A 21,823-nucleotide genomic window follows, 5' to 3' on the forward strand; every position below is an offset into this window, starting at 1 on the left:
CCGAGGCATTCCCCTATTCGCCTGCTGGCTACAGGGGCTTACTTCACCACTTTCAGACTCGGCCGACCGCTTGGACGCGGCGGCTCTGAATCCGGTGGTGGCACATCATCGCCGTCTTCGCTTTCGATCGTTTCATCGTCCTCGAAAGGGGATTCCAGATCAAAGACCATGCCTTGGCCATTTTCCCGGGCGTAAATCCCGAGGATGGCGCCGATCGGCACGAACAGCGTATGCGGCACGCCGCCGAAACGCCCTTCGAAGCTCACCGCTTCGTTGTCCATGTGCAGGTGGCGCACTGCACTGGGCGATACGTTCAACACAATCTGCCCATCACTGGCAAACCCCTGCGGTACCTGCACCGCAGGAAATTCGGAATTGACCAGCATGTGCGGGGTGCAATCGTTGTCCACAATCCACTCGTAGAGCGCGCGGACCAGGTAGGGTCGACTGGAGTTCATCAGCGGCTCCTTAAGCCTTAGCGCATATCGCGTTCGACACCAGACAGACTTGCCTGGAAAGCCTCACGCGCAAACTGGCGCTCCATGTAATCAAGCAACGGCTTGGCCGGCCGCGGCAGTTCAATACCGAGAATCGGCAAACGCCAGAGTATCGGTAATAGGCAGCAATCCACCAAGCTTTGTTCCTCGCTGAGGAAAAAAGGTTTGTCGGCGAACAACGGCGAAACACCGGTCAGGCTCTCGCGCAATTCCTTACGCGCCTGCACACGTGCCGCTTCTTTGCTGCGGGTATCCAGAATCACATCCACCAGCCCGCACCAGTCACGCTGGATCCGATGGATCAGCAGGCGGCTGTTGGCACGCGCCACCGGGTACACCGGCAGCAAAGGGGGATGCGGGTAACGCTCATCCAAGTATTCCATCACCACGGTCGACTCCCACAACGCCAGGTCGCGATCGACCAGGGTGGGCAAGCTGCCGTAAGGGTTCACTTCGATCAGTTTCGGCGGATGACGTCCCGCTTCCACACTGATGATCTCGGCGCTGACACCCTTCTCTGCGAGCACGATGCGTACTCGGTGGGAATAGTGGTCGGCGGGGTCGGAGTAACAGGCCAACCGGTTGGTCACGCCCATGGCGGTCCTCCTCGCTTGTTGAAATTATCGAAAGCTCAAAAACGAGCGCGCCCAGAGAGCGTCTCTGTAGTACCTGGAGTCCAGGTCGCTACGGTTCAGAGATGCCGCTGGGCGCGCAAGATTAACAGCAATTGCTTACGGTTGGATCAATGCACATCCTTCCAGTATTCGCGTTTGAGCAGATAGGCGAATACGAAGAAGAAGGCCAGGTAGAGCAAGACGTAAGTACCAATGCGCTGGTGCTGCAGTTTGACCGGGTTGGCCGAGTAGGCCAGGAAGGTCACCAGGTTCTTGACCTTCTCGTCGAACTGCTCGTCAGTCAGTGCACCGGGGGTATCTATCTTCAGCTGATCGCACGCTTCATGGGTCAAAGGCGTGCCGGTCAACGGATCGTATTGCTTCTTGCCGTCTTCAACGACCTGAACCTGCTTGCATCCTACCACTTGCTTGCCTTGCAGGCCGACCAGAACGTTAGGCATGCCGACGTTCGGGAACACTCGGTTGTTCACACCCCAAGGACGTGCCGGGTCTTCGTAGAAGGACTTCAGGTAGCCATAGAGCCAGTCGGTGCCGCGAACGCGCGCAACCAGGGTCAGGTCAGGCGGTGCAGCACCGAACCAGGTCTTGGCGTCAGCCGGCTGCATGCCGATGTTCATGTGGTCGCCGATCTTGGCGCCGGTGAACACCAGCTTGTCGAGCATTACCTCATGGGGAATGCCCAGGTCATCGGCCACGCGCTCATAGCGCTGGAACTTGGCGCTGTGGCAGCCCATGCAGTAGTTGGCGAACGTACGCGCGCCGTCCTGCAGGGCAGCCTTGTCAGACACGTCGATAGCGACTTTTTCCAGCTCCGGGCCATGCTCGGCAGCGAAGGACAGTAGCGGCAGCGCCGCAAGCATCAATGCAACGAATAACTTTTTCATCAGCCAGTCACCCTTTCCGGAACCGGTTTGGTCTTCTCGAGCCGGGTATAGAACGGCATCAGAATGAAGTAGGCGAAATACAGGAAGGTGCAGACCTGCGACAGCAGCGTACGCTCAGGAGTCGGCGCCAACACGCCCAGTACACCCAGGATCACGAACGCGATGCAGAACACCCACAGCCAGATCTTGCTCAGCCAGCCCTTGTAGCGCATGGACTTGACCGGGCTTCTGTCGAGCCACGGCAGCACGAACAGCACCGCAATGGCCGCGCCCATGGCGATCACGCCCATGAGCTTGTCGGGAATCGCCCGCAAGATCGCGTAGAACGGCGTGAAGTACCAGACCGGGGCAATGTGCTCGGGTGTCTTGAAGGCGTTGGCCTGTTCGAAGTTAGGTTTTTCCAGGAAATAACCACCCATCTCCGGGAAAAAGAACACGATCGAGCAGAACACGAACAGGAACACGACCACGCCGACGATATCTTTCACGGTGTAGTACGGGTGGAACGGGATGCCGTCCAGCGGGATGCCGTTCTCGTCCTTGTGCTTCTTGATGTCCACACCATCCGGGTTGTTCGAACCCACTTCGTGCAGCGCCAGGATATGCAGCACCACCAGGCCGAGAATCACGATCGGCAAGGCCACTACGTGCAAGGCGAAGAAGCGGTTCAGGGTGATGCCGGAGATCAGGTAGTCACCCCGGATCCACTGGGTCAGGTCGTTGCCGATCACCGGGATAGCACCGAACAGCGAGATGATCACCTGCGCGCCCCAGTACGACATCTGGCCCCACGGCAGCAGGTAGCCCATGAAGGCTTCAGCCATCAGCGCCAGGTAGATCAGCATGCCGAACACCCACACCAGCTCACGAGGCTTCTGGTACGAACCGTAGAGCAAGCCACGGAACATATGCAGGTAGACCACGATGAAGAACGCCGAGGCGCCCGTGGAGTGCAGCAGGCGCAGGATCGAGCCGTACTCGACGTCACGCATGATGTATTCGACGGAAGCAAACGCCTCTTCCGCCGAGGGGGTATAGCTCATCGTCAACCAGACACCGGTGACGATCTGGTTGACCAGCACCAGCAGTGCCAGGGAACCAAAGAAGTAGAAGAAGTTGAAGTTCTTCGGGGCGTAGTACTTGCTGAGATGGTCTTCCCACATTTTAGTGGCGGGGAAGCGTGCATCCACCCAATCCATGAACTTGCTCATCACGCGTTCTCCTTATCGAGACCAATGACAATGATGTCGTTAGATTCGTAGTTATGCGGAGGCACGGGCAGGTTCAAGGGAGCAGGCTGAGACTTGTAGACACGACCGGCCAAGTCGTAGTGAGAACCGTGGCACGGACAGAAATAACCGCCAACCCAGTCCTTGCCCAGATCGACAGGGGCGACTTCCGGGCGGAAGGTTGGTGAGCAACCCAGGTGGGTACACAGACCGACCAGCAACAGAATCTCTGGCTTGATCGAACGTACTTCGTTTTTGGCGTAGGCGGGTTGGTCGGATTTCTCAGATTTGGGGTCAGACAACTGGCCTTCGATCTTTTTCAGATTTCCCAGGATTTCCTCTGTACGACGAACAATGAACACCGGCTGGCCGCGCCATTCAGCAATCATCTGCTGACCTGGTTCGATCTTGCTGATATTCACCTTCACCGGTGCACCTGCGGCTTTCGCCTTGGCACTGGGAAACCATGACCCCACGAACGGGACCGCAGCCCCCACCGCTCCTGCAGCACCCACCACGGATGTGGCTGCTACCAAGAAGCGACGCCGGCCTGCATTCACGCCGTCATTGCTCATTCAGTCCTCTCCCATCAGCTTTTTGGCCTGTTAAATCAGGCGTCTACTAAGTATTAAATCTGAACTTATAAAAATTTTGCCGAATGGTAATGAAAAGCCCCACCTCTGACAAGGGAATTACCCGGAGCTCCAGCTCCAGGCCTTGTAGTATAGGGGGTCTACGGATGTGGCAAGTTGTCACGCTGAAATTTGTGCATAAATCGCAGGTAATAAAAAACGCCCAGCTCCGTGAGGAGGCTGGGCGTTTTTGTGGAACGTAAAGCGAATTAACGCTTCGAGTACTGCGGACGCTTACGCGCTTTACGCAGACCGACTTTCTTACGTTCAACTTCACGGGCATCACGAGTCACGAAGCCAGCTTTGCGCAGAGCGCCACGCAGGGTTTCGTCGTACTGCATCAGAGCGCGAGTGATACCGTGGCGGATTGCGCCAGCTTGACCACTTACACCGCCACCGATAACAGTGACGTAGATGTCGAACTTTTCAACAGTCTCGGTCAATTCCAGCGGCTGACGAACTACCATGCGGGCAGTTTCGCGGCCGAAGAAGTTGTCCAGGGTGCGGTTGTTGATCGAGATGTTACCAGTGCCCGGACGCAGGAAAACGCGTGCGGTTGCGGTTTTGCGACGGCCAGTGCCGTAATTTTGAGTCGCCGACATAATGAACTATTCCGTTAAAACTTCAGTTCTTGGGGCTGCTGAGCAGCATGAGGGTGAGCAGCGCCCGCATAGACTTTCAGCTTGCGAAACATATCGCGACCCAGTGGGCCCTTCGGCAGCATGCCTTTAACCGCGATTTCAATCGGGGCCTCAGGCTTCTTAGCGATCAGGCCTTCGAAATTGGAAGACTTGATGCCGCCTGGGAAACCGGAGTGACGGTAGTACATTTTGTCTTGCGCTTTGTTGCCGGTAACACGTACCTGCTCAGCGTTGATGATCACGATGTAGTCACCGGTATCAACGTGAGGAGTGTACTCAGGCTTGTGCTTGCCACGCAGACGGCTGGCGACTTCAGTGGCCAGACGACCCAGAGTCTGACCAGCGGCGTCGACGACAAACCAGTCGCGCTGAACTGTTTCCGGTTTTGCAGTAAAAGTTGTCATTCTTTAATAGCCTCAGGGGCCGCCCTGTAAATTAGACGGCGGATCTTACTGAATAGTGCGTACTTTGACAAGTCAAAGGCAGCCGGATACAGACGCTATCGGGGGCTCGGGTCGGCGCGTCCGTTCAACGGCAAGATTCTTCGGCAGGCGGCGCATCACTTCCACTGCAGAAAGAGGTGGGCAATTATGCAGATTGCGAAAAAAAATTCAACCTGCTTTTATGATTGTTTTCCCTGAAGGAGTACCCGATGGATTATCGACAGCTGGGCCGGACCGATCTGAACGTGAGCGCGATAGCCTTGGGCACCATGACCTGGGGTGAGCAGAACAGCGAGGCAGAGGCCTTTGCACAGATCGAACGGGCCAAGGCCGCAGGGATCAACTTCCTCGACACCGCCGAAATGTACCCGGTGCCGCCCAAGGCCGATACCTACGCCACCACCGAGCGGTACATCGGTAATTACTTCAAGAGCCGCGGCGACCGTGCCGACTGGATCCTCGCCAGCAAGGTCGCCGGCCCCGGCAACACCATCGACTACATCCGCGGTGGCCACCTGCGCCATAACCGCAGGCACATCGTCGAAGCCCTGGATGCCAGCCTCAAGCGCCTGCAGACCGACTGGATCGACCTCTACCAATTGCACTGGCCAGAGCGCAGCACCAACTTCTTCGGCCAACTGAGCTACAAGCACAAGGACGAAGACGACCTGACGCCGCTGGAAGAGACCCTCGAAGCACTGGACGAACAAGTGAAGGCCGGCAAAATCCGTCACATCGGCCTGTCCAACGAAACCCCGTGGGGCACCATGAAGTTCCTGGCCCTGGCCGAAGCGCGCGGCTGGACCCGCGCGGTGTCGATCCAGAACCCCTACAACCTGCTTAACCGCAGCTTTGAAGTGGGCCTGGCGGAAATCGCCATTCGTGAACAATGCGGTCTGCTGGCCTATTCACCCCTGGCGTTCGGCATGCTCAGTGGCAAGTACGAAGGTGGCGCGCGCCCGGCAAAAGCGCGCCTGACGGAATACAGCCGCTTCAGCCGCTACTTCAATCCACAGTCGGAAGCGGCGTGCAGCCGTTATGTGGCACTGGCCCGCGAACACGGCCTGGACCCGGCGCAAATGGCCCTGGCCTTTGTGACGCAACAGCCGTTCGTGACCAGCAACATTATTGGCGCAACGTCGCTGGAGCAACTGGACAGCAACATCGCCAGTGCCGATCTGAAGCTGTCGAAGGACGTACTGGAAGGGATTGAGGCGATTCAGAAGGATCATCCGAATCCGGCGCCTTGATTGATCTGTAGAGCGCTATCGGGGGCAAGTCGAATCGTCGCACCGCCCCTCCCACATTGGAATGCATTCCAAGTGTGGGAGGGGCGGTGCGACGATTCGACTTGCCCCCCGATGACGCATTCAAGACCCGCAAAAAATCAAAGCGCCCGCGCAATGATCTCTTTCATGATTTCATTGGTCCCGGCATAAATCCGCTGCACCCGCGCATCCGCCCAGGCCCGGGCAATCGGGTATTCCCACATGAACCCATAGCCACCGTGCAGTTGCACGCACTCGTCGAGCACCTTGCATTGCAGGTCCGTGGCCCAGTACTTGGCCATCGCCGCCGTCGGCACATCGAGCTTGCCCTCCAGGTGCAGCGCCATGCATTTGTCTACGAATACCCGGCCGATCTGAATCTCGGTGGCCATCTCCGCCAGCTTGAACCGGGTGTTCTGGAAGTCGGCAATCGCCTTGCCGAAGGCTTTGCGCTCTCGGGTGTAGTCAAGCGTCCATTGCAATGCCGCTTCGGCTGACGACAGCGCTCCAATCGCGACGGTCAAGCGTTCCTGGGGCAGCTCCTGCATCAAATAAGCGAAGCCCATGCCCGCCTGGCCCAGCAGGTTTTCCTTGGGCACCCGCACGTCCTGGAAGAACAACTCCGAGGTGTCCTGGGCCTTCATGCCGACTTTCTCCAGGCGCTTGCCCTTATCGAAGCCCGGTGTATCAGCCTCGACCACAAACAGGCTGGTGCCCTTGGCGCCGGCCTTGGGGTCGGTCTTGGCGACCACAATGACCAGATCGGCGAGAAAGCCATTGGTGATAAAGGTCTTGGAGCCGTTGATCACGTATTCATCACCGTCCAAAACGGCGCTGGTCTTGACCCCTTGCAGATCGGACCCGGCGCCCGGCTCGGTCATCGCGATGGCCGTGACCATCTCGCCGGAGATCAATTTGGGCAGGTATTTGTGCTTCAACGCCTCGCTGCCGTAATGCAGGATGTACGGCGCGACAATGTCCGAATGCAGGGAAAAACCGATACCGGTCAGCCCCAGGCGGCTGATCTCTTCGATCACCACCGCACTGTAGAGAAAGTCCGCGCCCAGGCCGCCGTATGCTTCCGGTAGATGGGAACACAGCATCCCCGCCTCCCCCGCCTTGCTCCACAGCTTGCGGTCGATGTAACCCTGTTTCTCCCATTGCCCATGGAACGGCGCGGCGTCTTTTTCAAGGAAGGTGCGCACGCTCTGGCGGAAGAGTTCGTGTTCCGGGCTGAACAACGTTCTGGGGATCATGGAGTCACCTGCGTGGATTGTCGGACAAAGACGAACCACAGAGCCTATGCCGCGAAGGCGTCACGGGACACTGGACACATGCGACAAAAAATAAGACGATCCAGCCGTCTGGTGACCACTTTCCCCTATAAGAATAAATGAAATTATGTCTAACCAAATCTCCACGCCCCTGCGGCGCGTCAGCATTTTGGCCATTGATCGGGTGTTCGCTTCAACCCTCATGCAAGCCAAGGACTTCTTCCACCTCGCCAGCCTGCGTTACGGCAAGCAACAAGGCCTGGGCCTGACGCCAGGGTTTGAAACGCGCCTGGTCAGCCCCGATGGACAATCGGTGCGCAGCTTCAGTGATGTGATCATGCCGGTGGACGGCGGCCTCGAAGATGCCGACATCATCGTGCTGCCGGCCTTCTGGGATGACTTCGACACCCTGTGCACACGCTACCCGCAAGTGCTGCCGTGGCTGCGCGAACAACATGCCCGTGGCGCCGTACTCTGCGGCGAGGCCACTGGAGTGTTCTGGCTGGCCGAGGCCGGTTTGCTCGATGGCAAGGAGGCGACCACCTACTGGCGGTTCTTCAATGCCTTCAGCGAACGCTTCCCCCAGGTCCAGCTCAACCAGGACAAGCACCTCACCGACGCCGACAACCTCTACTGCGCCGGCGGCACCACTTCGGCCTGCGACCTCTACATCTATTTGATCGAACGCTTCTGCGGCGCCAACATCGCCCAGGCCGTGGCCCGGGACATCCTCTACGAAGTACAGCGCAGCTATGCGCCGGGGCGTATCGGTTTCGGCGGGCAGAAACTGCACCAGGACGTGATCATCCTGCAGATCCAGCACTGGCTCGAAGAACACTTCGCCGATAAGTTCCGCTTCGAGGACGTCGCCCGGGAACACGGGATGAGCATCCGCAACTTCATGCGCCGCTTCCAGACCGCTACCGGCGACAAGCCGCTGCATTACCTGCAACGCCTGCGCATCGAGACTGCCAAGGGCTTGCTCTCGGGCAGCCGCAAGAGCATCAAGACCATCAGTTATGAGGTGGGTTACGACGACGCGAGTTTCTTTGCGCGGTTGTTCAGGCAGCACACCGAGCTGTCGCCGAACCAGTACCGCCAGCAGTTCCAACAGGCTGCGTAAGCAAATATGGGAGGGGGCTTGCTCCCGATAGCGGTGGATCAGTCAGTGCATCTGTTACTGAAAGACCGCTATCGGGGGCAAGCCCCCTCCCACATTTTTTACGGTGTCGGTCCTAGGGTTTGTGCGCCCGCGACAGGAACTCGTGGGACTGCATTTCCAGCAAGCGGCTCAAGGTGCGCTGGAATTCGAAGTTCAAGCGGCCGCCGGTGTAGAGGTCCTTGAGCTCGACTTCCGCCGAGATGATCAACTTGACGTTACGGTCATAGAACTCGTCGACCATGTTGATAAAGCGCCGCGCAATGTCGTCGGTGGTGACGCTCATCTGCTCCACGCCGCTCAGGATCACCGCATGGAAGATCTTGCCCAGCTCGATGTAGTCGTTCTGGCTGCGCGGGCCGTCGCACAGCTCGCGGAAATCGAACCAGGCCACGTCATCACAGGTGCGCAGCGCAATGATTTCACGGTTTTCGATGATCAACTTATCGTTTTCCACCGCCTGGGTGCATTCCGGCGTGAGGGCTCGGAAGCTTTTGCGCAGGCTTTCGTGCGCCGCGTCGTTCAGCGGGAAGTGGAACAGCTCGGCTTGCTCAAGGTGCCGCAGGCGGTAGTCGACACCGCTGTCGACGTTGACGATATCGGTGTTCTGCTTGATCAGCGCAATGGCCGGCAGGAAACGCGCACGTTGCAGACCGTCCTTGTACAAACCGTCGGGCACGATGTTCGACGTCGCGACCAAGGTCACGCCGTTCTTGAACAGTTCTTCCATCAGCGTGCCAAGGATCATGGCGTCGGTGATGTCGGAGACGAAGAACTCGTCGAAGCAGATCACCCGCGCTTCTTCGGAGAACCGCTTGGCGATGATGGTCAGCGGGTTTTTTTCGCCCGGTAGGGTTTTCATCTCTTCGTGCACGCGCTTCATGAAGCGGTGGAAGTGCGTCCGGACCTTTTCCTTGAACGGCAGCGCTTCGAAGAAGGTGTCCACCAGGTACGTCTTGCCCCGGCCCACGCCACCCCAGAAGTACAGGCCCTTGACCGGCGTGCGGTCTTTCTTGCCAAACAGCTTGCTGAGCATCCCAGGCTTGCTTTGCGAGGCCGCGACCAGGTCGTCATACAGGCGCTGCAAATGACGCACCGCCGTTTCCTGGGCAGCGTCGTGGAAGAACTCGGGGCGTTTCAGATCAGCTTGATATCGTTCTAGGGGCGTCATAATTTCGTTAGCAAGGCAACAAAAACGGGCCGTCACTGTAACGACGGCCCTGGATAATGGCAATCAACCCTTGGTCGGGTTAATCCTCGAGGGGGGTCAACGCGACGCGCAAGGCTTCGATGGCGGCATCACGCGCTGCGTCGTCGGCAAATGACGCGCTGTCGGCCACTGCGGCGCCGTCCAGCCATACGCTGAAACCCAGGGCTTCGGTGCGTATATCCAGCGCGTTACCGCTCTGCAGTTGTTTGGTCACCGCGCCGGCGGCCTTGCCGTCAGCAAAGTTGCGCGACAGCAGCAACTGCTCGCCATCAGCCGCCAGCAAGCGGAACCGGAAGCTGCCGTCGTCTTCACGGAAGCTGACGAAACGCGCGGCTTTCGCCGCTTTCTTCTTGGTGCTCACAGGTGCCGCGGCCTGGTTCACGAAAGAACGCAGGCCCACCGCCTCACGCAACTCGGCGAGGAACGGCGCGGCCACGGCGCGGGCTTTCTTGGCTCCCACCAGCAGCAGGTCTTCCATATCCGACGGTCGCGCCATCAACTGGTGATAGCGCTCGCGGGCTTCGCCCAACTGGCCGTCCAGCAGCTGGAACAGACGATTCTTCGCCTCGCCCCAGCCCAGGCCTTGCAGCAGTTCAGCGCGGAACGCTTCTTCCTGGGCCTTGCTGGCAAACGCCTGGTAGAGGGTGAACAAGTGAGAGTTGTCCGGGTCCTTGGCTTCGCCGGGCGCGCGGGAGTCGGTGACGATCCGCGAAATGGCGTCCTTCATGTCCTTGGCGCTGGTGAACAACGGGATGGTGTTGTCGTAGCTCTTCGACATCTTGCGGCCATCCAGGCCCGGCAACGTGGCGACGCTTTCCTCGATCAACGCCTCGGGCATGGTGAAGAACTCCTTGCCGTTGCCGAACAGGTGGTTGAAGCGCTGGCCGATGTCGCGCGCCATCTCCACGTGCTGGATCTGGTCGCGTCCCACCGGCACCTTGTGTGCATTGAACATCAGGATGTCCGCCGCCATCAGCACCGGGTAGCTGTACAGGCCCATGGTGATGCCCGCATCCGGGTCTTCGCCGGTTTCCACGTTCTTGTCCACCGACGCCTTGTAGGCATGGGCGCGATTGAGCAGGCCCTTGGCGGCAACGCAGGTCAGCAGCCAGGTCAACTCGGGGATTTCCGGGATGTCGGACTGGCGATAGAAAGTCACCCGGTCCACGTCCAGGCCACCGGCCAGCCAGGTCGCGGCGATTTCCATGCGCGAGCGCTGGATTCGCTGCGGGTCATCGCACTTGATCAGGGCGTGGTAGTCGGCCAGGAAGTAGAAGGAATCAGCATTGGCGTCCTGGCTGGCGAGGATCGCCGGGCGAATCGCACCGGCGTAGTTGCCCAGGTGCGGCGTGCCAGTGGTGGTGATGCCGGTGAGGATACGGGTACGAGTCGTCATGGGTAATCGCTTGTCAGACTGCTATCAATTCGAGAGGCGCGGCAGTACCAGATCCTTGAGATCGGTCAGCTTGCCATGAAAAAAGTGTCCGCATTCTGCCACTTTCAGCAGCTCATGGGGACGTTTCAGGGCGGCGGACCAATCGTAGACGGTCTGCGGGTCGACCACTTCGTCGGTTTCCGGCTGGATCAGGGTCAATGGGCAGCCTTGAGGCAACACGTCAGTATCACGCAAGCGCATCACTGCCGCGGCGACCATGAACAGGTGCGCGAGCTTTTCGCCCTTGGCTTCCAGGCGACCGCCCAGGCTGGCCGCCACATAACCACCGAAAGAAAACCCAAGCAAGGTGATCGGCAGGTCCGGGTGTTTTTCTCGCAGCCAGGCGGCGGCCGCTTCGGCATCATCGACTTCACCGGTGGCCATATCGTGCGTGCCGGCGCTGGCACCCACGCCACGGTAATTAAAACGCAAAGTAATCAAACCGGCATCGCGGGCAGTGCGTTGCAGGGTCGATACGACTTTATTGAGCATGGTCCCACCCTGTACCGGGTTAGGGTGGCAGATCAGCGCCAGGCCACGTGGCTCGGGGTGATCCAGGTACAAGGCTTCCAACTGGCCTACTGGGCCATCGATCAAAACGGGGGTTTCACGCATGAGCAAGGAATGAACTCCGTGACCTCTCAAGGGGTCGACTCGTCTAGCTAAAAGTCTGTGCATGGCATCATTGCGAGCTTAATCGCGGTATACAGCGCAGGTCCGAGCCGTTAACGTAAAGCAAAGCCGTTTATAGAGGAAGGACTCGTGGAACACTCGCTCTTAGTTTGGTTGTTGCCGACTCTTGCCCTGGTTGCCGGTGTCGCCATTGGATTCCTGGTTGCTCGCCTTCTGCCGAATGCCGCGCCTAACCGCACGCAGCGTCAGTTGGATGACATCCAGGAACGTTTTGACAGTTATCAGAACGAGGTTGTTACCCACTTCAACACCACCGCGACCCTGGTCAAGAAGCTCACCCAGAGCTACCAGGAAGTACAGGATCACCTCGCCGATGGCGCCAACCGCCTGGCACTCGACGACATCACCCGTCAGCGCCTGCTGGCCGCGCTGCATTCCGATGCACCGCAAACCCCACGGGAGCGCCTGACCCCGCCACGGGAAAACCAGGAGCCGCCACGGGACTACGCGCCAAAGACGCCGAACGCCCCAGGCATGCTGGATGAGCATTACGGCTTGAAGAAGTAAGCCTTTTCGAGCGCTGTAAAAAATCTATGGTCCCCCCCATTTTTGCAATACTGATTAACGGGCGATGTGGTTGGCTTGCTTAAATCTATCCGGCGTCTGTTTGGGGCTTGCCCCAGCGCCACGATGAGAGTCGCGCCTGACGATCCTTAAAAGCCCGTCGGCTTCTGAAGCCGATTTTTATGTCAGGATCTTCGCCAGGCCGGTAGGCCGTTCACGTCATCCGTTGTTCAGCTATCGCAAAACCTGAAGGGTGAATTGTGGTACTGCAACAACCGCAGGGTCAGGCGTTCAAGGCGTCTGGCCCTGCTTCATATTGCGCATGGTGAGCCGCTATCGCCCAAGCGATACGCGCCAGTTTGTTGGCCAGGGCACAGGCCACCACATTCGAGTGTCGTCGGCGCAGCAGCGCTCGCACCCAGTCGGCCAAAGCCCCCTTCTGATGATCCAGCCTCTGCATGTAAACCCTGGAGCATTGCACCAGCAGTTGCCGCAGGTGCTTGTCACCCCGCTTGCTGATCCCCAACAAATTGGCTTTGCCGCCCGTGCTGTACTGTCGCGGCACCAAGCCCACTGAAGCCGCAAAATCGCGACTGCATCGGTATTGCTTGCCATCGCCCATTTCTACAGCCAGAAGGCTGGCGGTGATCGGACCGACACACGGCATGCTAAGCAAACGGCTCCCCAGATCATCGTCGGCCAGCTGGCAAGCCAGTTGTTTGTCCAGTTCCTTGATCTGTTCATCCAGGTAAACGAAGTGATCGTGCAGGCGTTGCAACAGCACTGTCAGCCGCACAGGCAGCTCATGCTCGGCCAAAACAGCTGCCAAACGCTTCATGATGGCTGAGCCTTTGGGCAGGCTGATGCCAAATTCCAGCAGGAAACCGTGCATCTGATTGGCTGTCTTGGTGCGGTCATGCACCAACGACTCGCGCATGCGATGCAGGACAGACAGGGTTTGCTGAGACTCGGTTTTAGGCGTAACGAAGCGCATGGACGGACGGGAAGCCGCCTCGCAAATGGCCTCTGCGTCGATAAAGTCATTTTTGTTGCCCTTGACGAAAGGGCGGACAAACTGCGGTGAAATCAACTTGGTCGTATGCCCCATCGCCGCAAGCTGACGGGCGATGAAGTGAGAGCCGGCACAGGCTTCCGTTACCACGACGCAGCTCGGCAAGTTGCCGAAGAACCGCATCATCTGCGCTCGCGAGAGCTTTTTGCGAAACACCTCGCGGCCCGATTTGTCTTGGCCCAGAAGGTGGAAATTATGTTTGCCGAGATCGATCCCGATCAGCGCTGACTCGCTCATGATGATGGCCTCCAAAAACAAAACACCCTGCGAAAGCGTAGCCCTCGCAGGGTGTGGGGGTGACCATCTCATTAGCCCGGCTGATCGATGATCAGCCGGGCTTTTTGTTGGGCCTCGCTCTGCAGTGATCGCGCCCTGCCTCAGGACACGGGTTGCTCCTGCAACAACCCGCCTTCGATCCGCACATGCCGCCCATGGAAGCGCTTGAGGCTACTGCGATGGCCGACGCTGACGATGCTCAATCCAGGCAGCTCATCGATCACCGCCTGATACAACGTGGCTTCATCCTCTTCATCCATGGCCGAAGTCGCTTCATCCATGTACAGCCATTGCGGCGCGAACAACAACGCGCGGGCAAAGGCCAGGCGCTGTTGCTCGCCCGGCGAGAGCATCCGTTGCCAGTGGTTGGCTTCATCGAGGCGAGCGACCAGGTGCGGCAGGCGGCAGGTTTCCAGGACCTGTGCATAACGTTCTGCCGGGTACACGCTGTCGTCCTGTGGATAACTCAACACATCCTTGAGCGTACCAATCGGCAGGTAGGGCTTCTGCGGCAGGAACAGGTAGCGCTTGGCCGGCAGGCGAATGCTGCCATGGCCGGCTGGCCACAAGTGGCCCATCGCACGCAGCAAGGTACTTTTACCACTGCCCGATCGCCCACTGAGCATCACCCGCTCGCCCGGTTCCACGGTCATGTCGGCGTCGGTGAGCAAATGACGGCCGTCGGCCAGGTCCATCCCCAGGCCCTGCACCACCAGGCGTTCGCCTTGGGGCTGCACATCGATGGCCGCAGGGCGTTGCTCGTTCTCGCTCATGGCCTGCTGGAAGCTCAGCAGACGATCACTGGTCGCACGCCAGCTGGCCAGGTCGGCGTAGGCCGTGATAAACCAACTGAAATTACCCTGCACGTTGCCGAACGCCGAGTTGATTTGCATCAGCTCGCCCAACTCGATCTTGCCGGAGAAGTAGCGCGGTGCAGCCACAATGAACGCAAACACGGTGGCGATCTGCTCATAGCCGGCGGTGAAGAACGTCAGGCGCTTGGACACTTTCATGATGTCCCAGAAGTTATGCCAGACCTTGCCGAACCGCGCACTCAAGCGCTGGTTTTCGTTAGGCTCGCCGTTGTACAAGGCGATACTCTCGGCATTCTCCCGCACCCGCACCATGGAGAAACGCAAGTCCGCCTCAAACCGTTGTTGCTGGTTGCTCAGGCCGATCAAGCGTCGACCGATCAAGTGGGTCAACCAACTGCCGACACCGGCGTAGACCAACGCGCACCAGAACATGTAGCCGGGGATGGTGATACCGAACACTTCAATGCTGCCCGACACGCCCCACAAGATGATGGAGAACGACACCAGGCTGACCACATTGCGTAGCAGCCCCAGGCCCAGGTTCAAGGTATTGGAGGTGAAGCTGTTGAGGTCTTCGGAAATCCGCTGGTCCGGGTTATCGGTATAGCCGCCCTGCTCCAACTGGTAGTAGTTCTTGTGGCTGAGCCAACGCGCGAAATACTTTTCGGTGAGCCAGGCACGCCAGCGAATGGTCAACATCTGGGTCAGGTACAGGCGGTAGACCGCGCCGAGAATCGCCACCGTGGCGATACCGCAGAAATAGATGATCTGTTGCCAGAAGGCGGCGGTATCCTTATTTTCCAGGGCGTTGTAGAAGTCTTTGTACCAGTGGTTGAGCCATACCGATATCGCCACGCTGAACAGCGACAGGCCAATCACCACCGCCAGCAACAACCAGGCCTTGCCCTTCTCTTCACTGCGCCAATAGGGCGTGATCATCGCCCAGGTTCGGCGGAAAAACTGCCCACGCACCGCGTCATTGACCGCGGAGTACTCAGCGTTCTGATTCATTGTTCAGGCTCGGTAGGAAAAACATGACAGGCGTTTGAACCGATCATAGACGATCGGTTCAGGGCGCCGTGCAGCCTGAAGCAGATTGTTCAGACTTCGTTCAGCGCCGTACCGGACGTTTCTGCAGCTTGCGTTGCAGGGTGCGGCGGTGCATGCCAAGGGCGCGAGCGGTGGCGGAGATGTTGCCTTCGTGCTCGGTCAGCACACGCTGGATGTGCTCCCATTGCAGGCGATCCACCGACATGGGGTTTTCCGGCACCAGGGTATCGAGGTCGGCATGCTCGGAGAGCAAGGCGGCCAGCACGTCGTCGGCGTCGGCGGGTTTGCACAGGTAGTTGCAAGCGCCGCGCTTGATCGCCTCGACGGCGGTGGCGATGCTGGAGTAACCGGTGAGGATCACCACGCGCATTTCCGGGTCGAGCTCCAGCAGCTTGGGCAGCAGCACCAGGCCCGAGTCGCCGTCCATCTTCAGGTCGAGCGCGGCGTAGTCCGGCAAGTCGGCCTGGGCGATGGCCAGGCCTTCTTCGGCGGAGCCTGCGGTGCTGACACGGAAGCCGCGACGGCTCATGGCGCGTGCCATCACGCGGGTAAACGTGGCGTCGTCATCTACCAGCAACAGGTGCGGCAGTTCTTCGCCTTCGACTTGGATCTCGTCACTCATCGATATCTCCTCGTGCGACACGGGGCAGGCGCAGCTCGGTGAGCGTGCCACCTTCCTCATGACTATAGAGCTTCACTGAGCCGCCCGCGCGGGTCACGCTGGCCTTGCTCAAAAACAGGCCGAGGCCGAAGCCTTTGCCCTTGGTGGTAAAGAAAGGTTTGCCGATCTGCTCGGCAATAGCCAGCGGCACACCGGCGCCGTGGTCGCGAATACTGATCGTAAGGTCGTCCACATCCCAATCCAGTTGCACTTCCAGGCCCTCGGGGCAGGCATCGGCAGCGTTGTTCAACAAGTTGAGCAAGGCCTGGGTCAAGTCCGGCGGCGGCGCCATGCGCGGCACACTGCCCTGGCCCAACAGGTGGAAACGGTAACTGGCTTCGGGGCGCATCAGGTGCCAGCGGTTCAGGGCTTCGTCGAGCCACTGGGTCACGTCCTGCATCTCCACCGCCAGGCGGCGATTGGCTTCGGCAGCACGCACCAGTTGCTGCAAGGTCTGCTTGCACTGCTTGACCTGTTCGCGCAGTACGCCGAGATCCTCTTGCAGCGCCGGGTCGTGATGGTCCTGGGTCATTTCGTTGAGCAGCACGCTCATGGTCGCCAGCGGCGTGCCCAGCTCATGGGCGGCACCCGCGGCCTGGGTGGCGACGGCCAGCAGTTGCTGGTCGCGCAGGCCCTCTTCGCGGCGGATGGCGCGCAACTCTTCCTGACGGCGCAGTTCTTCGGCCATGCGCGCAGCGAAGAAGGTGATAACCGCAGCGGACAACGCGAAGCTCAGCCACATCCCGTAGATCTGCAGGTTTTCCCGTGCAATGGGGAAGGTCTGCAAGGGGTAGAACTGCGCCAGCAACAGCGTGTACAGGGTCAGCGCGATGCCCGACAGCACCACCGAATAGCGCCACGGCAAGGTCACGGCGGCGATGGTCAGTGGCACCAGGTAATACGAAACGAACGGGTTGGTGGAACCGCCCGAGAAATAAAGCAACACACTGTGGATAAACAGGTCGCAGGCCAGTTGCAGCGCGTATTCGAGTTCGGTCACCGGCCAGGTGGTGCGCAGCCGGATCGCGGTGAACACACACAGCACGGTGGAAAAGCACAGGGTCACGCCCAATTGCAGCCACGGCAGAGGCAGCAGGTCGAACCAATAGGCGAGCCCGACGGAGCCGGCCTGCGCGGCCAGCACCAGGGTACGAATGAACGTCAGGCGCCAGAGGTTCTGGCGAGTGGCGGAAGTCAGTTTTACGGCGGCGAGCATGAGCTCTCCCGATGAGCGCTGCAGGCGGATCGGCAGGAGTATAAACGAAGCAGCACCGCCGACACGGCGTGTGTGGCTCTTTGACGCAGGGCGGGCAAATGACCGTTCGTCGGCAGCGCCCCAACCTGTAGCTAATGTGTAAACCCGAAGAACCCAACGTGACCGTCTACAGTCATACCGATACGACCCCCCCTAAGGAGCTTCCATGTCTCGTTTCATTCGCAGTGCAGCCATCGTCACCCTCAGCGTCGGCAGCCTCGCCAGCCTTCAGGCCATGGCCGCCGATGAGCTGCATTACAACCAGATTGCCCTGCGCGCCGAGGTCAGCCAGGAGGTGGCCCGCGACAAGATGATCGTCACGCTGTACACCGAATCCCAGAACAGCGACCCGGCCAAGCTCGCTGCCGAAATCACTACCACCCTGAACAAGGCCCTCGACCAGGCCCGCGAAGTCAAAGGCGTGACCCTGCGCCAGGGCAGCCGCAACAGCTACCCGATCTACGACAACAAGAACCAGAAGATCACCGGCTGGCGTGAACGCGCCGCGTTGCGCTTGGAGAGCGCGGACTTCCCGGCGCTGTCCAAGCTCACCGGCGAACTGCTGAACACCTTGAAGATGGAAAACATGGATTTCACCATCGCCGACGCCACGCGCAAGTCCAGTGAAGATGCGCTGCTCAAGGAAGCGGTCACCGCATTCAAGGCACGCGCACAGTTGGCCACCGATGCACTGGGCGGCAAGGGCTACAAGATCGTCAACCTGAACCTCAACACCAATGGTTACCCCATGCCTTACGCCCGTGCCGGGATGATGATGAAAGGTGCCCTGGCCGATTCGGCCCCTACCCCTGAAGTAGAAGCCGGCACCAGCCAGGTCAGCATGACCGCCGATGGCGTGATCGAAGTGCTGCAACAATAAAGTACTGACTGAAGCAAACGGGTTCCTGAAAACTCACTGAGTACCGAACCCGTTCTCTGACGGATTGGCATCTGGCGCGGCCTTGAGGACGCGCCTTTTTTATCGGTGCAGCCGTAACTTCATAAATCAGAACACATGGCGCATTACACGCCTCTTCATTCTCCCCCCCTACCGCACGCTGAATACGCGCCTTTATCCGACGAAGTCATGCAATCAGCCGCCAGGTCTTTTCAGTAGATGTCAGCCGCAACCATGTGTAACGAGAACAAAGCCAAAAGCAGGAACGTCAGTACGATCATTTTCCACGCAAGTATCGAACACATAATCGCCAGGGAGGCTAATTTACGGAGATCGATACCGAATGATTACATCTGCCTCAAACACTCTTCCGACATCCATGCCAAATGGGCCTCGCACCTCACCAGAGCTCGCCACCCAGCCTTCCCGCAATAACACAGAACATGCACCCCGGCAAAAAAGCCCAAGGAGAAAACACCATCACCAAACACTGATCCCCGGTCTACCGTATAACCCAGGGGTGGATAAATACATCGCTAAAGCCACTGAAGGTTTTAAAACGCCGAGCCAAAGTACCGCTGAAATTATCAAGGCCGAGTTGAAAACACGGTGGCGCAAGGACATTGATCCTGATAACACGTTTATTGTCACGTTGAACTACGACCCCAAGCAGCCAAAACCCAGGGGTGGCAAAGTCTTAAACAAGATATCGCTGACCAAAGCCGCGTTACATAACGTACAGCGCGCCAATAAGAAAGACGAACACCAGACGGAGTCCGAAAAACAGCGGTCGACCCTGCACACCTGGCTCAACCGGATGGCGCCGTTGAACCCTTTGTCGGTGCTGGAGAATAAGATTGACCCGCTGGCGCAGCCGCAGAAGACCTACGAAGGCATCTTTGTCGGGGCGGCCCCCGGCCAGAGGGAGGTTTATGGCGCTACAAACCTGCTGCGCGAGCCCCCAGCCGCCTTCCGGGAGATCGTGTGGAACACCGAACGGAGCAAACCCTACACCGACTTCCTGAATAGCTTTTGGCCTGCCCATCAAAGCAAATACGAACAAATGAGCAAAGCATCCCTGGTGGGTGCTGCCCTGCGGCAATTTGAGAACAACAGTTTGAAGGCAAGTGATACCGACCTGGTCATGCGCGCCGCCGGCCTGCCGTCGAATACCACTTGGGAGCGTCTGAAACTGGACGATCTGGCCCCCGCCACCCGCAAAGACCCCGATGTGGAAGTAGGGCTGTTGAGTATCAACGGCTTCAAGTCCACGGACTTGCTCTACATCACCGACAAGAAGCCCCAATTGGGTGACGACGGCACCCCCATCAACCGTACGTTGCTGTACATCCCGGGAAACTCCTCGCCGATTCATACGTTCGACAGCCACGCCCGGATGAAGACATGGCTGGCTGAACAGGCTGACGACCCGGTCAAGCGTGAAGCGCTATCGATGCACTTCCGCTTGCGCGACCAGGCTGATCGTTTCTTCTCCGAAGGCGTCAATCAAACGTTGGTCGGTGTCAGCGGCTGGACCAAAAAAAATGCACCCGATGCCGGGCCTCTCGAACGGCTGAACGAATTCGATCCGCAACAATTCATCACCACCGAACCACTGTCCGGCGACCCGTTCGCGGTCATGACCCAGCGGCAGAAAGAACGCTCATACGCCGACGCCGAAACCGAGATCACCACGGACGGCGACGTCACCAAAGCCACCCTCCTGGAAGTGCTGGAGAACACCAGCAAAATCGCCTTGATGATGACCCCGCTGGCCATGGTCATGCCAGAAGTGGCGATAGGGCTGGAGGTGTTTTACGCTGCCGCCGGCGCAGTGGAGGCCGGGGTTGGCGCCGACGACCTCAAGCATGGCAAGCAAGGCGGCGCAGACCATATTGTGTTCGGTGTGCTGAATGCACTGCCTAGCGTCGTCCATGGCGCCAGCAAACTGGTCACCGGTGCCGCCGAGGGCGAAGTCGTCGCAGCGAATGCCGCAGAAGAACTATCGCCACCCTCACGCGAAATCCCGGAAAAGCCCGTCGACATCAAGCCCCGCGCCGAGGAAAACGTTGCCAACCGTCTCCGCCCGTCCCAGGCCGCCGATATCAGCGCCTATGCAATCCCGGATGGCGAACGCGTTATTGAAGGCTTGCAGGCAAATGCAAAAGGCATGCATCAGCTTAAAGATGCTTCCGGCGCAGACCGGTGGTTCATCCGCTACACCGACGCTACGGGTATGCCCAAGGTCTACGAGATCAGAAGCGACTTCAAACTGCACGACGACTACGTTCAGATCATCGACCCACAAACCCGCAAGCCGGTGATGACCGTGCATTCCACCGGCGATGGTGAGTGGGCACCGGGTATCGGCCCAGGAGGTGCCCGCGAGTGGCCATGGAAAAAAAAGATCCCAGCACCGACCCAGGATGAAGTCCTGAACAAAGTCCCCAGCGTTTCGAGTCAGTTTGTTGAAGTAGATGGCACCCAGATGGCAGGGGCAAAAATCTTTGACAAGTACGTCAATGCCGACACAAAAACCAACTTCACTTTTTCCAGTGAGCACTATGAACAAGGTAGCGAGATCAAGCGTAGGCTGAAGATCGATTGGGCGGCCAATGACGGCGTGTATTCGGTGTCAGACTCCGAAAGGGCAATCCCGTCAGAGTTCGGGGCCGGCGAGTACGCGCCGAACTTCATCAAAGACCTGCACCGTAGCCCCTATACGCTGCGCGTTGGCGCAAACGAAATTGAAATGGACTTCAACAAACTCAAGGCCAGCTTTGAAAATCCACCTGCAAACCTGGAGGACAGCTTCCTGCGAGACAACCTCGCCAAATTTGAACAAGCAGTGCCCGATCCAGAACTGCGCGCGCGGATTTCCGAAGTTGCCCACCAGGGAGCAGCAGCGTCCACGTGGCAGGAGCTGGGTCCCCCCCTGCTCAAGGACAACTACTTGACCAGTGCGGGTGACCGTCACTTTCTCATCGACTACAACCCGGCGGCCGGAGACGCCGACGTCACGATCTCTGCCAAGTGGAAGCTGACTGATACAGACTCCGCTGAGCTCGAGCCCATCAAGGATATGGACATCTCATCGACGCGCACTTTCAAGATCCGCAAGAGCAACGGGGCAGAAGGTGATCGATTCAAAATTGAAGGTCCCTCGAATTCCCGCCTGCAACTGTCGGTAGGGTAATAACGATAGAACGTTCTCGACTGACCTGAAAAGCCTGAACGGCGGTAACCTCGGTGACCGCCGTTTTTTTGTCTGGGCAACTTTGTATGCCTGCCA

At 58.8% G+C, this 21,823-nt stretch carries 20 protein-coding genes; 5 read left to right on the forward strand and 15 right to left on the reverse strand.

The genetic code is table 11. From position 1 onward, the window contains the following. Window positions 1-38: 38 nt before the first annotated feature. The 7 genes from QU606_RS11770 to rplM form a co-directional block, all read right to left on the reverse strand. Window positions 39-458: a ClpXP protease specificity-enhancing factor gene (locus QU606_RS11770; RefSeq protein WP_024073432.1), complete on the reverse strand. Its 420-nt coding sequence runs from the start codon at window positions 456-458 to the stop codon at window positions 39-41. 17 nt (window positions 459-475) lie between these two features. Beyond that, window positions 476-1,093 carry a glutathione S-transferase N-terminal domain-containing protein gene (locus QU606_RS11775; protein ID WP_024073431.1) on the reverse strand — a complete coding sequence of 206 codons (618 nt, stop codon included), beginning with the start codon at window positions 1,091-1,093 and terminating at the stop codon, window positions 476-478. Window positions 1,094-1,239: 146 nt separating this feature from the next. Continuing rightward, window positions 1,240-2,016: a cytochrome c1 gene (locus QU606_RS11780; RefSeq protein WP_024073430.1), complete on the reverse strand. Its 777-nt coding sequence runs from the start codon at window positions 2,014-2,016 to the stop codon at window positions 1,240-1,242. Next, window positions 2,016-3,227 carry a cytochrome bc complex cytochrome b subunit gene (locus QU606_RS11785; protein WP_003171746.1) on the reverse strand — a complete coding sequence of 404 codons (1,212 nt, stop codon included), beginning with the start codon at window positions 3,225-3,227 and terminating at the stop codon, window positions 2,016-2,018. Before QU606_RS11785 ends, QU606_RS11780 begins: the two co-directional genes overlap by 1 nt. Then, entirely contained in the window at window positions 3,227-3,820 is a 594-nt protein-coding gene (gene petA / locus QU606_RS11790) for a ubiquinol-cytochrome c reductase iron-sulfur subunit (protein WP_024073429.1), read from the reverse strand. Before petA ends, QU606_RS11785 begins: the two co-directional genes overlap by 1 nt. A gap of 266 nt (window positions 3,821-4,086) precedes the next feature. After that, window positions 4,087-4,479, reverse strand: a complete 393-nt coding sequence (gene rpsI, locus QU606_RS11795) for a 30S ribosomal protein S9 (protein ID WP_003171743.1) — start codon at window positions 4,477-4,479, stop codon at window positions 4,087-4,089. Window positions 4,480-4,493: 14 nt separating this feature from the next. After that, on the reverse strand, window positions 4,494-4,922 hold the full coding sequence (rplM, locus tag QU606_RS11800; RefSeq protein WP_010568039.1) for a 50S ribosomal protein L13: 429 nt from the start codon (window positions 4,920-4,922) through the stop codon (window positions 4,494-4,496). A gap of 248 nt (window positions 4,923-5,170) precedes the next feature. Between rplM and QU606_RS11805 the strand changes: the two genes are divergently transcribed. Then, complete coding sequence (locus QU606_RS11805; protein ID WP_024073428.1) at window positions 5,171-6,211, forward strand: NADP(H)-dependent aldo-keto reductase; 1,041 nt, start codon at window positions 5,171-5,173, stop codon at window positions 6,209-6,211. 137 nt (window positions 6,212-6,348) lie between these two features. Here QU606_RS11805 and QU606_RS11810 read toward each other — a convergent pair whose 3' ends face one another. Next, window positions 6,349-7,485 (reverse strand): acyl-CoA dehydrogenase family protein, encoded by a 1,137-nt coding sequence (locus QU606_RS11810; protein WP_024073427.1) that lies wholly within the window; start codon window positions 7,483-7,485, stop codon window positions 6,349-6,351. A gap of 220 nt (window positions 7,486-7,705) precedes the next feature. On the opposite strand from QU606_RS11810, the gene QU606_RS11815 reads away from it, so the two are divergent. Then, window positions 7,706-8,626, forward strand: coding sequence for a GlxA family transcriptional regulator (locus QU606_RS11815; protein ID WP_190300997.1), 921 nt, complete (start codon window positions 7,706-7,708; stop codon window positions 8,624-8,626). Window positions 8,627-8,738: 112 nt separating this feature from the next. Here the strand turns inward: QU606_RS11815 and zapE are convergent, their stop codons facing one another. From zapE to QU606_RS11830, 3 genes are all read right to left on the reverse strand, one after another. After that, a complete protein-coding gene (gene zapE, locus QU606_RS11820; RefSeq protein WP_024073425.1) occupies window positions 8,739-9,833 on the reverse strand; it encodes a cell division protein ZapE in 1,095 nt (364 codons plus the stop codon). 79 nt (window positions 9,834-9,912) lie between these two features. Beyond that, window positions 9,913-11,268 (reverse strand): tryptophan--tRNA ligase, encoded by a 1,356-nt coding sequence (locus QU606_RS11825; RefSeq protein WP_069075249.1) that lies wholly within the window; start codon window positions 11,266-11,268, stop codon window positions 9,913-9,915. A gap of 24 nt (window positions 11,269-11,292) precedes the next feature. Then, entirely contained in the window at window positions 11,293-11,922 is a 630-nt protein-coding gene (locus tag QU606_RS11830; RefSeq protein ID WP_069075248.1) for an alpha/beta hydrolase, read from the reverse strand. Between the two features lie 147 nt (window positions 11,923-12,069). On the opposite strand from QU606_RS11830, the gene QU606_RS11835 reads away from it, so the two are divergent. After that, window positions 12,070-12,507: a YhcB family protein gene (locus QU606_RS11835; protein WP_010568046.1), complete on the forward strand. Its 438-nt coding sequence runs from the start codon at window positions 12,070-12,072 to the stop codon at window positions 12,505-12,507. 280 nt (window positions 12,508-12,787) lie between these two features. Here QU606_RS11835 and QU606_RS11840 read toward each other — a convergent pair whose 3' ends face one another. From QU606_RS11840 to QU606_RS11855, 4 genes are all read right to left on the reverse strand, one after another. Continuing rightward, window positions 12,788-13,813, reverse strand: coding sequence for an IS110 family transposase (locus tag QU606_RS11840; RefSeq protein ID WP_024074122.1), 1,026 nt, complete (start codon window positions 13,811-13,813; stop codon window positions 12,788-12,790). A 140-nt stretch (window positions 13,814-13,953) separates the two neighbouring features. Next, window positions 13,954-15,678 (reverse strand): ABC transporter ATP-binding protein/permease, encoded by a 1,725-nt coding sequence (locus QU606_RS11845; RefSeq protein ID WP_024073421.1) that lies wholly within the window; start codon window positions 15,676-15,678, stop codon window positions 13,954-13,956. A 100-nt stretch (window positions 15,679-15,778) separates the two neighbouring features. Then, on the reverse strand, window positions 15,779-16,339 hold the full coding sequence (locus tag QU606_RS11850) for a response regulator transcription factor (RefSeq protein ID WP_010565532.1): 561 nt from the start codon (window positions 16,337-16,339) through the stop codon (window positions 15,779-15,781). Continuing rightward, entirely contained in the window at window positions 16,332-17,594 is a 1,263-nt protein-coding gene (locus QU606_RS11855) for an ATP-binding protein (protein WP_024073420.1), read from the reverse strand. Before QU606_RS11855 ends, QU606_RS11850 begins: the two co-directional genes overlap by 8 nt. Before the next feature lie 205 nt (window positions 17,595-17,799). Here QU606_RS11855 and QU606_RS11860 point away from each other — a divergent pair, with 205 nt between their 5' ends. Next, window positions 17,800-18,513, forward strand: coding sequence for an SIMPL domain-containing protein (locus tag QU606_RS11860; RefSeq protein WP_024073419.1), 714 nt, complete (start codon window positions 17,800-17,802; stop codon window positions 18,511-18,513). A 538-nt stretch (window positions 18,514-19,051) separates the two neighbouring features. Continuing rightward, window positions 19,052-21,727, forward strand: coding sequence for a dermonecrotic toxin domain-containing protein (locus QU606_RS11865; RefSeq protein ID WP_304998408.1), 2,676 nt, complete (start codon window positions 19,052-19,054; stop codon window positions 21,725-21,727). The last annotated feature ends 96 nt before the right edge of the window (window positions 21,728-21,823 follow it).

The sequence above is a fragment of the Pseudomonas sp. OVF7 genome (genome assembly GCF_030644265.1).
Classification (GTDB): Bacteria; Pseudomonadota; Gammaproteobacteria; order Pseudomonadales; family Pseudomonadaceae; genus Aquipseudomonas; species Aquipseudomonas gorinensis.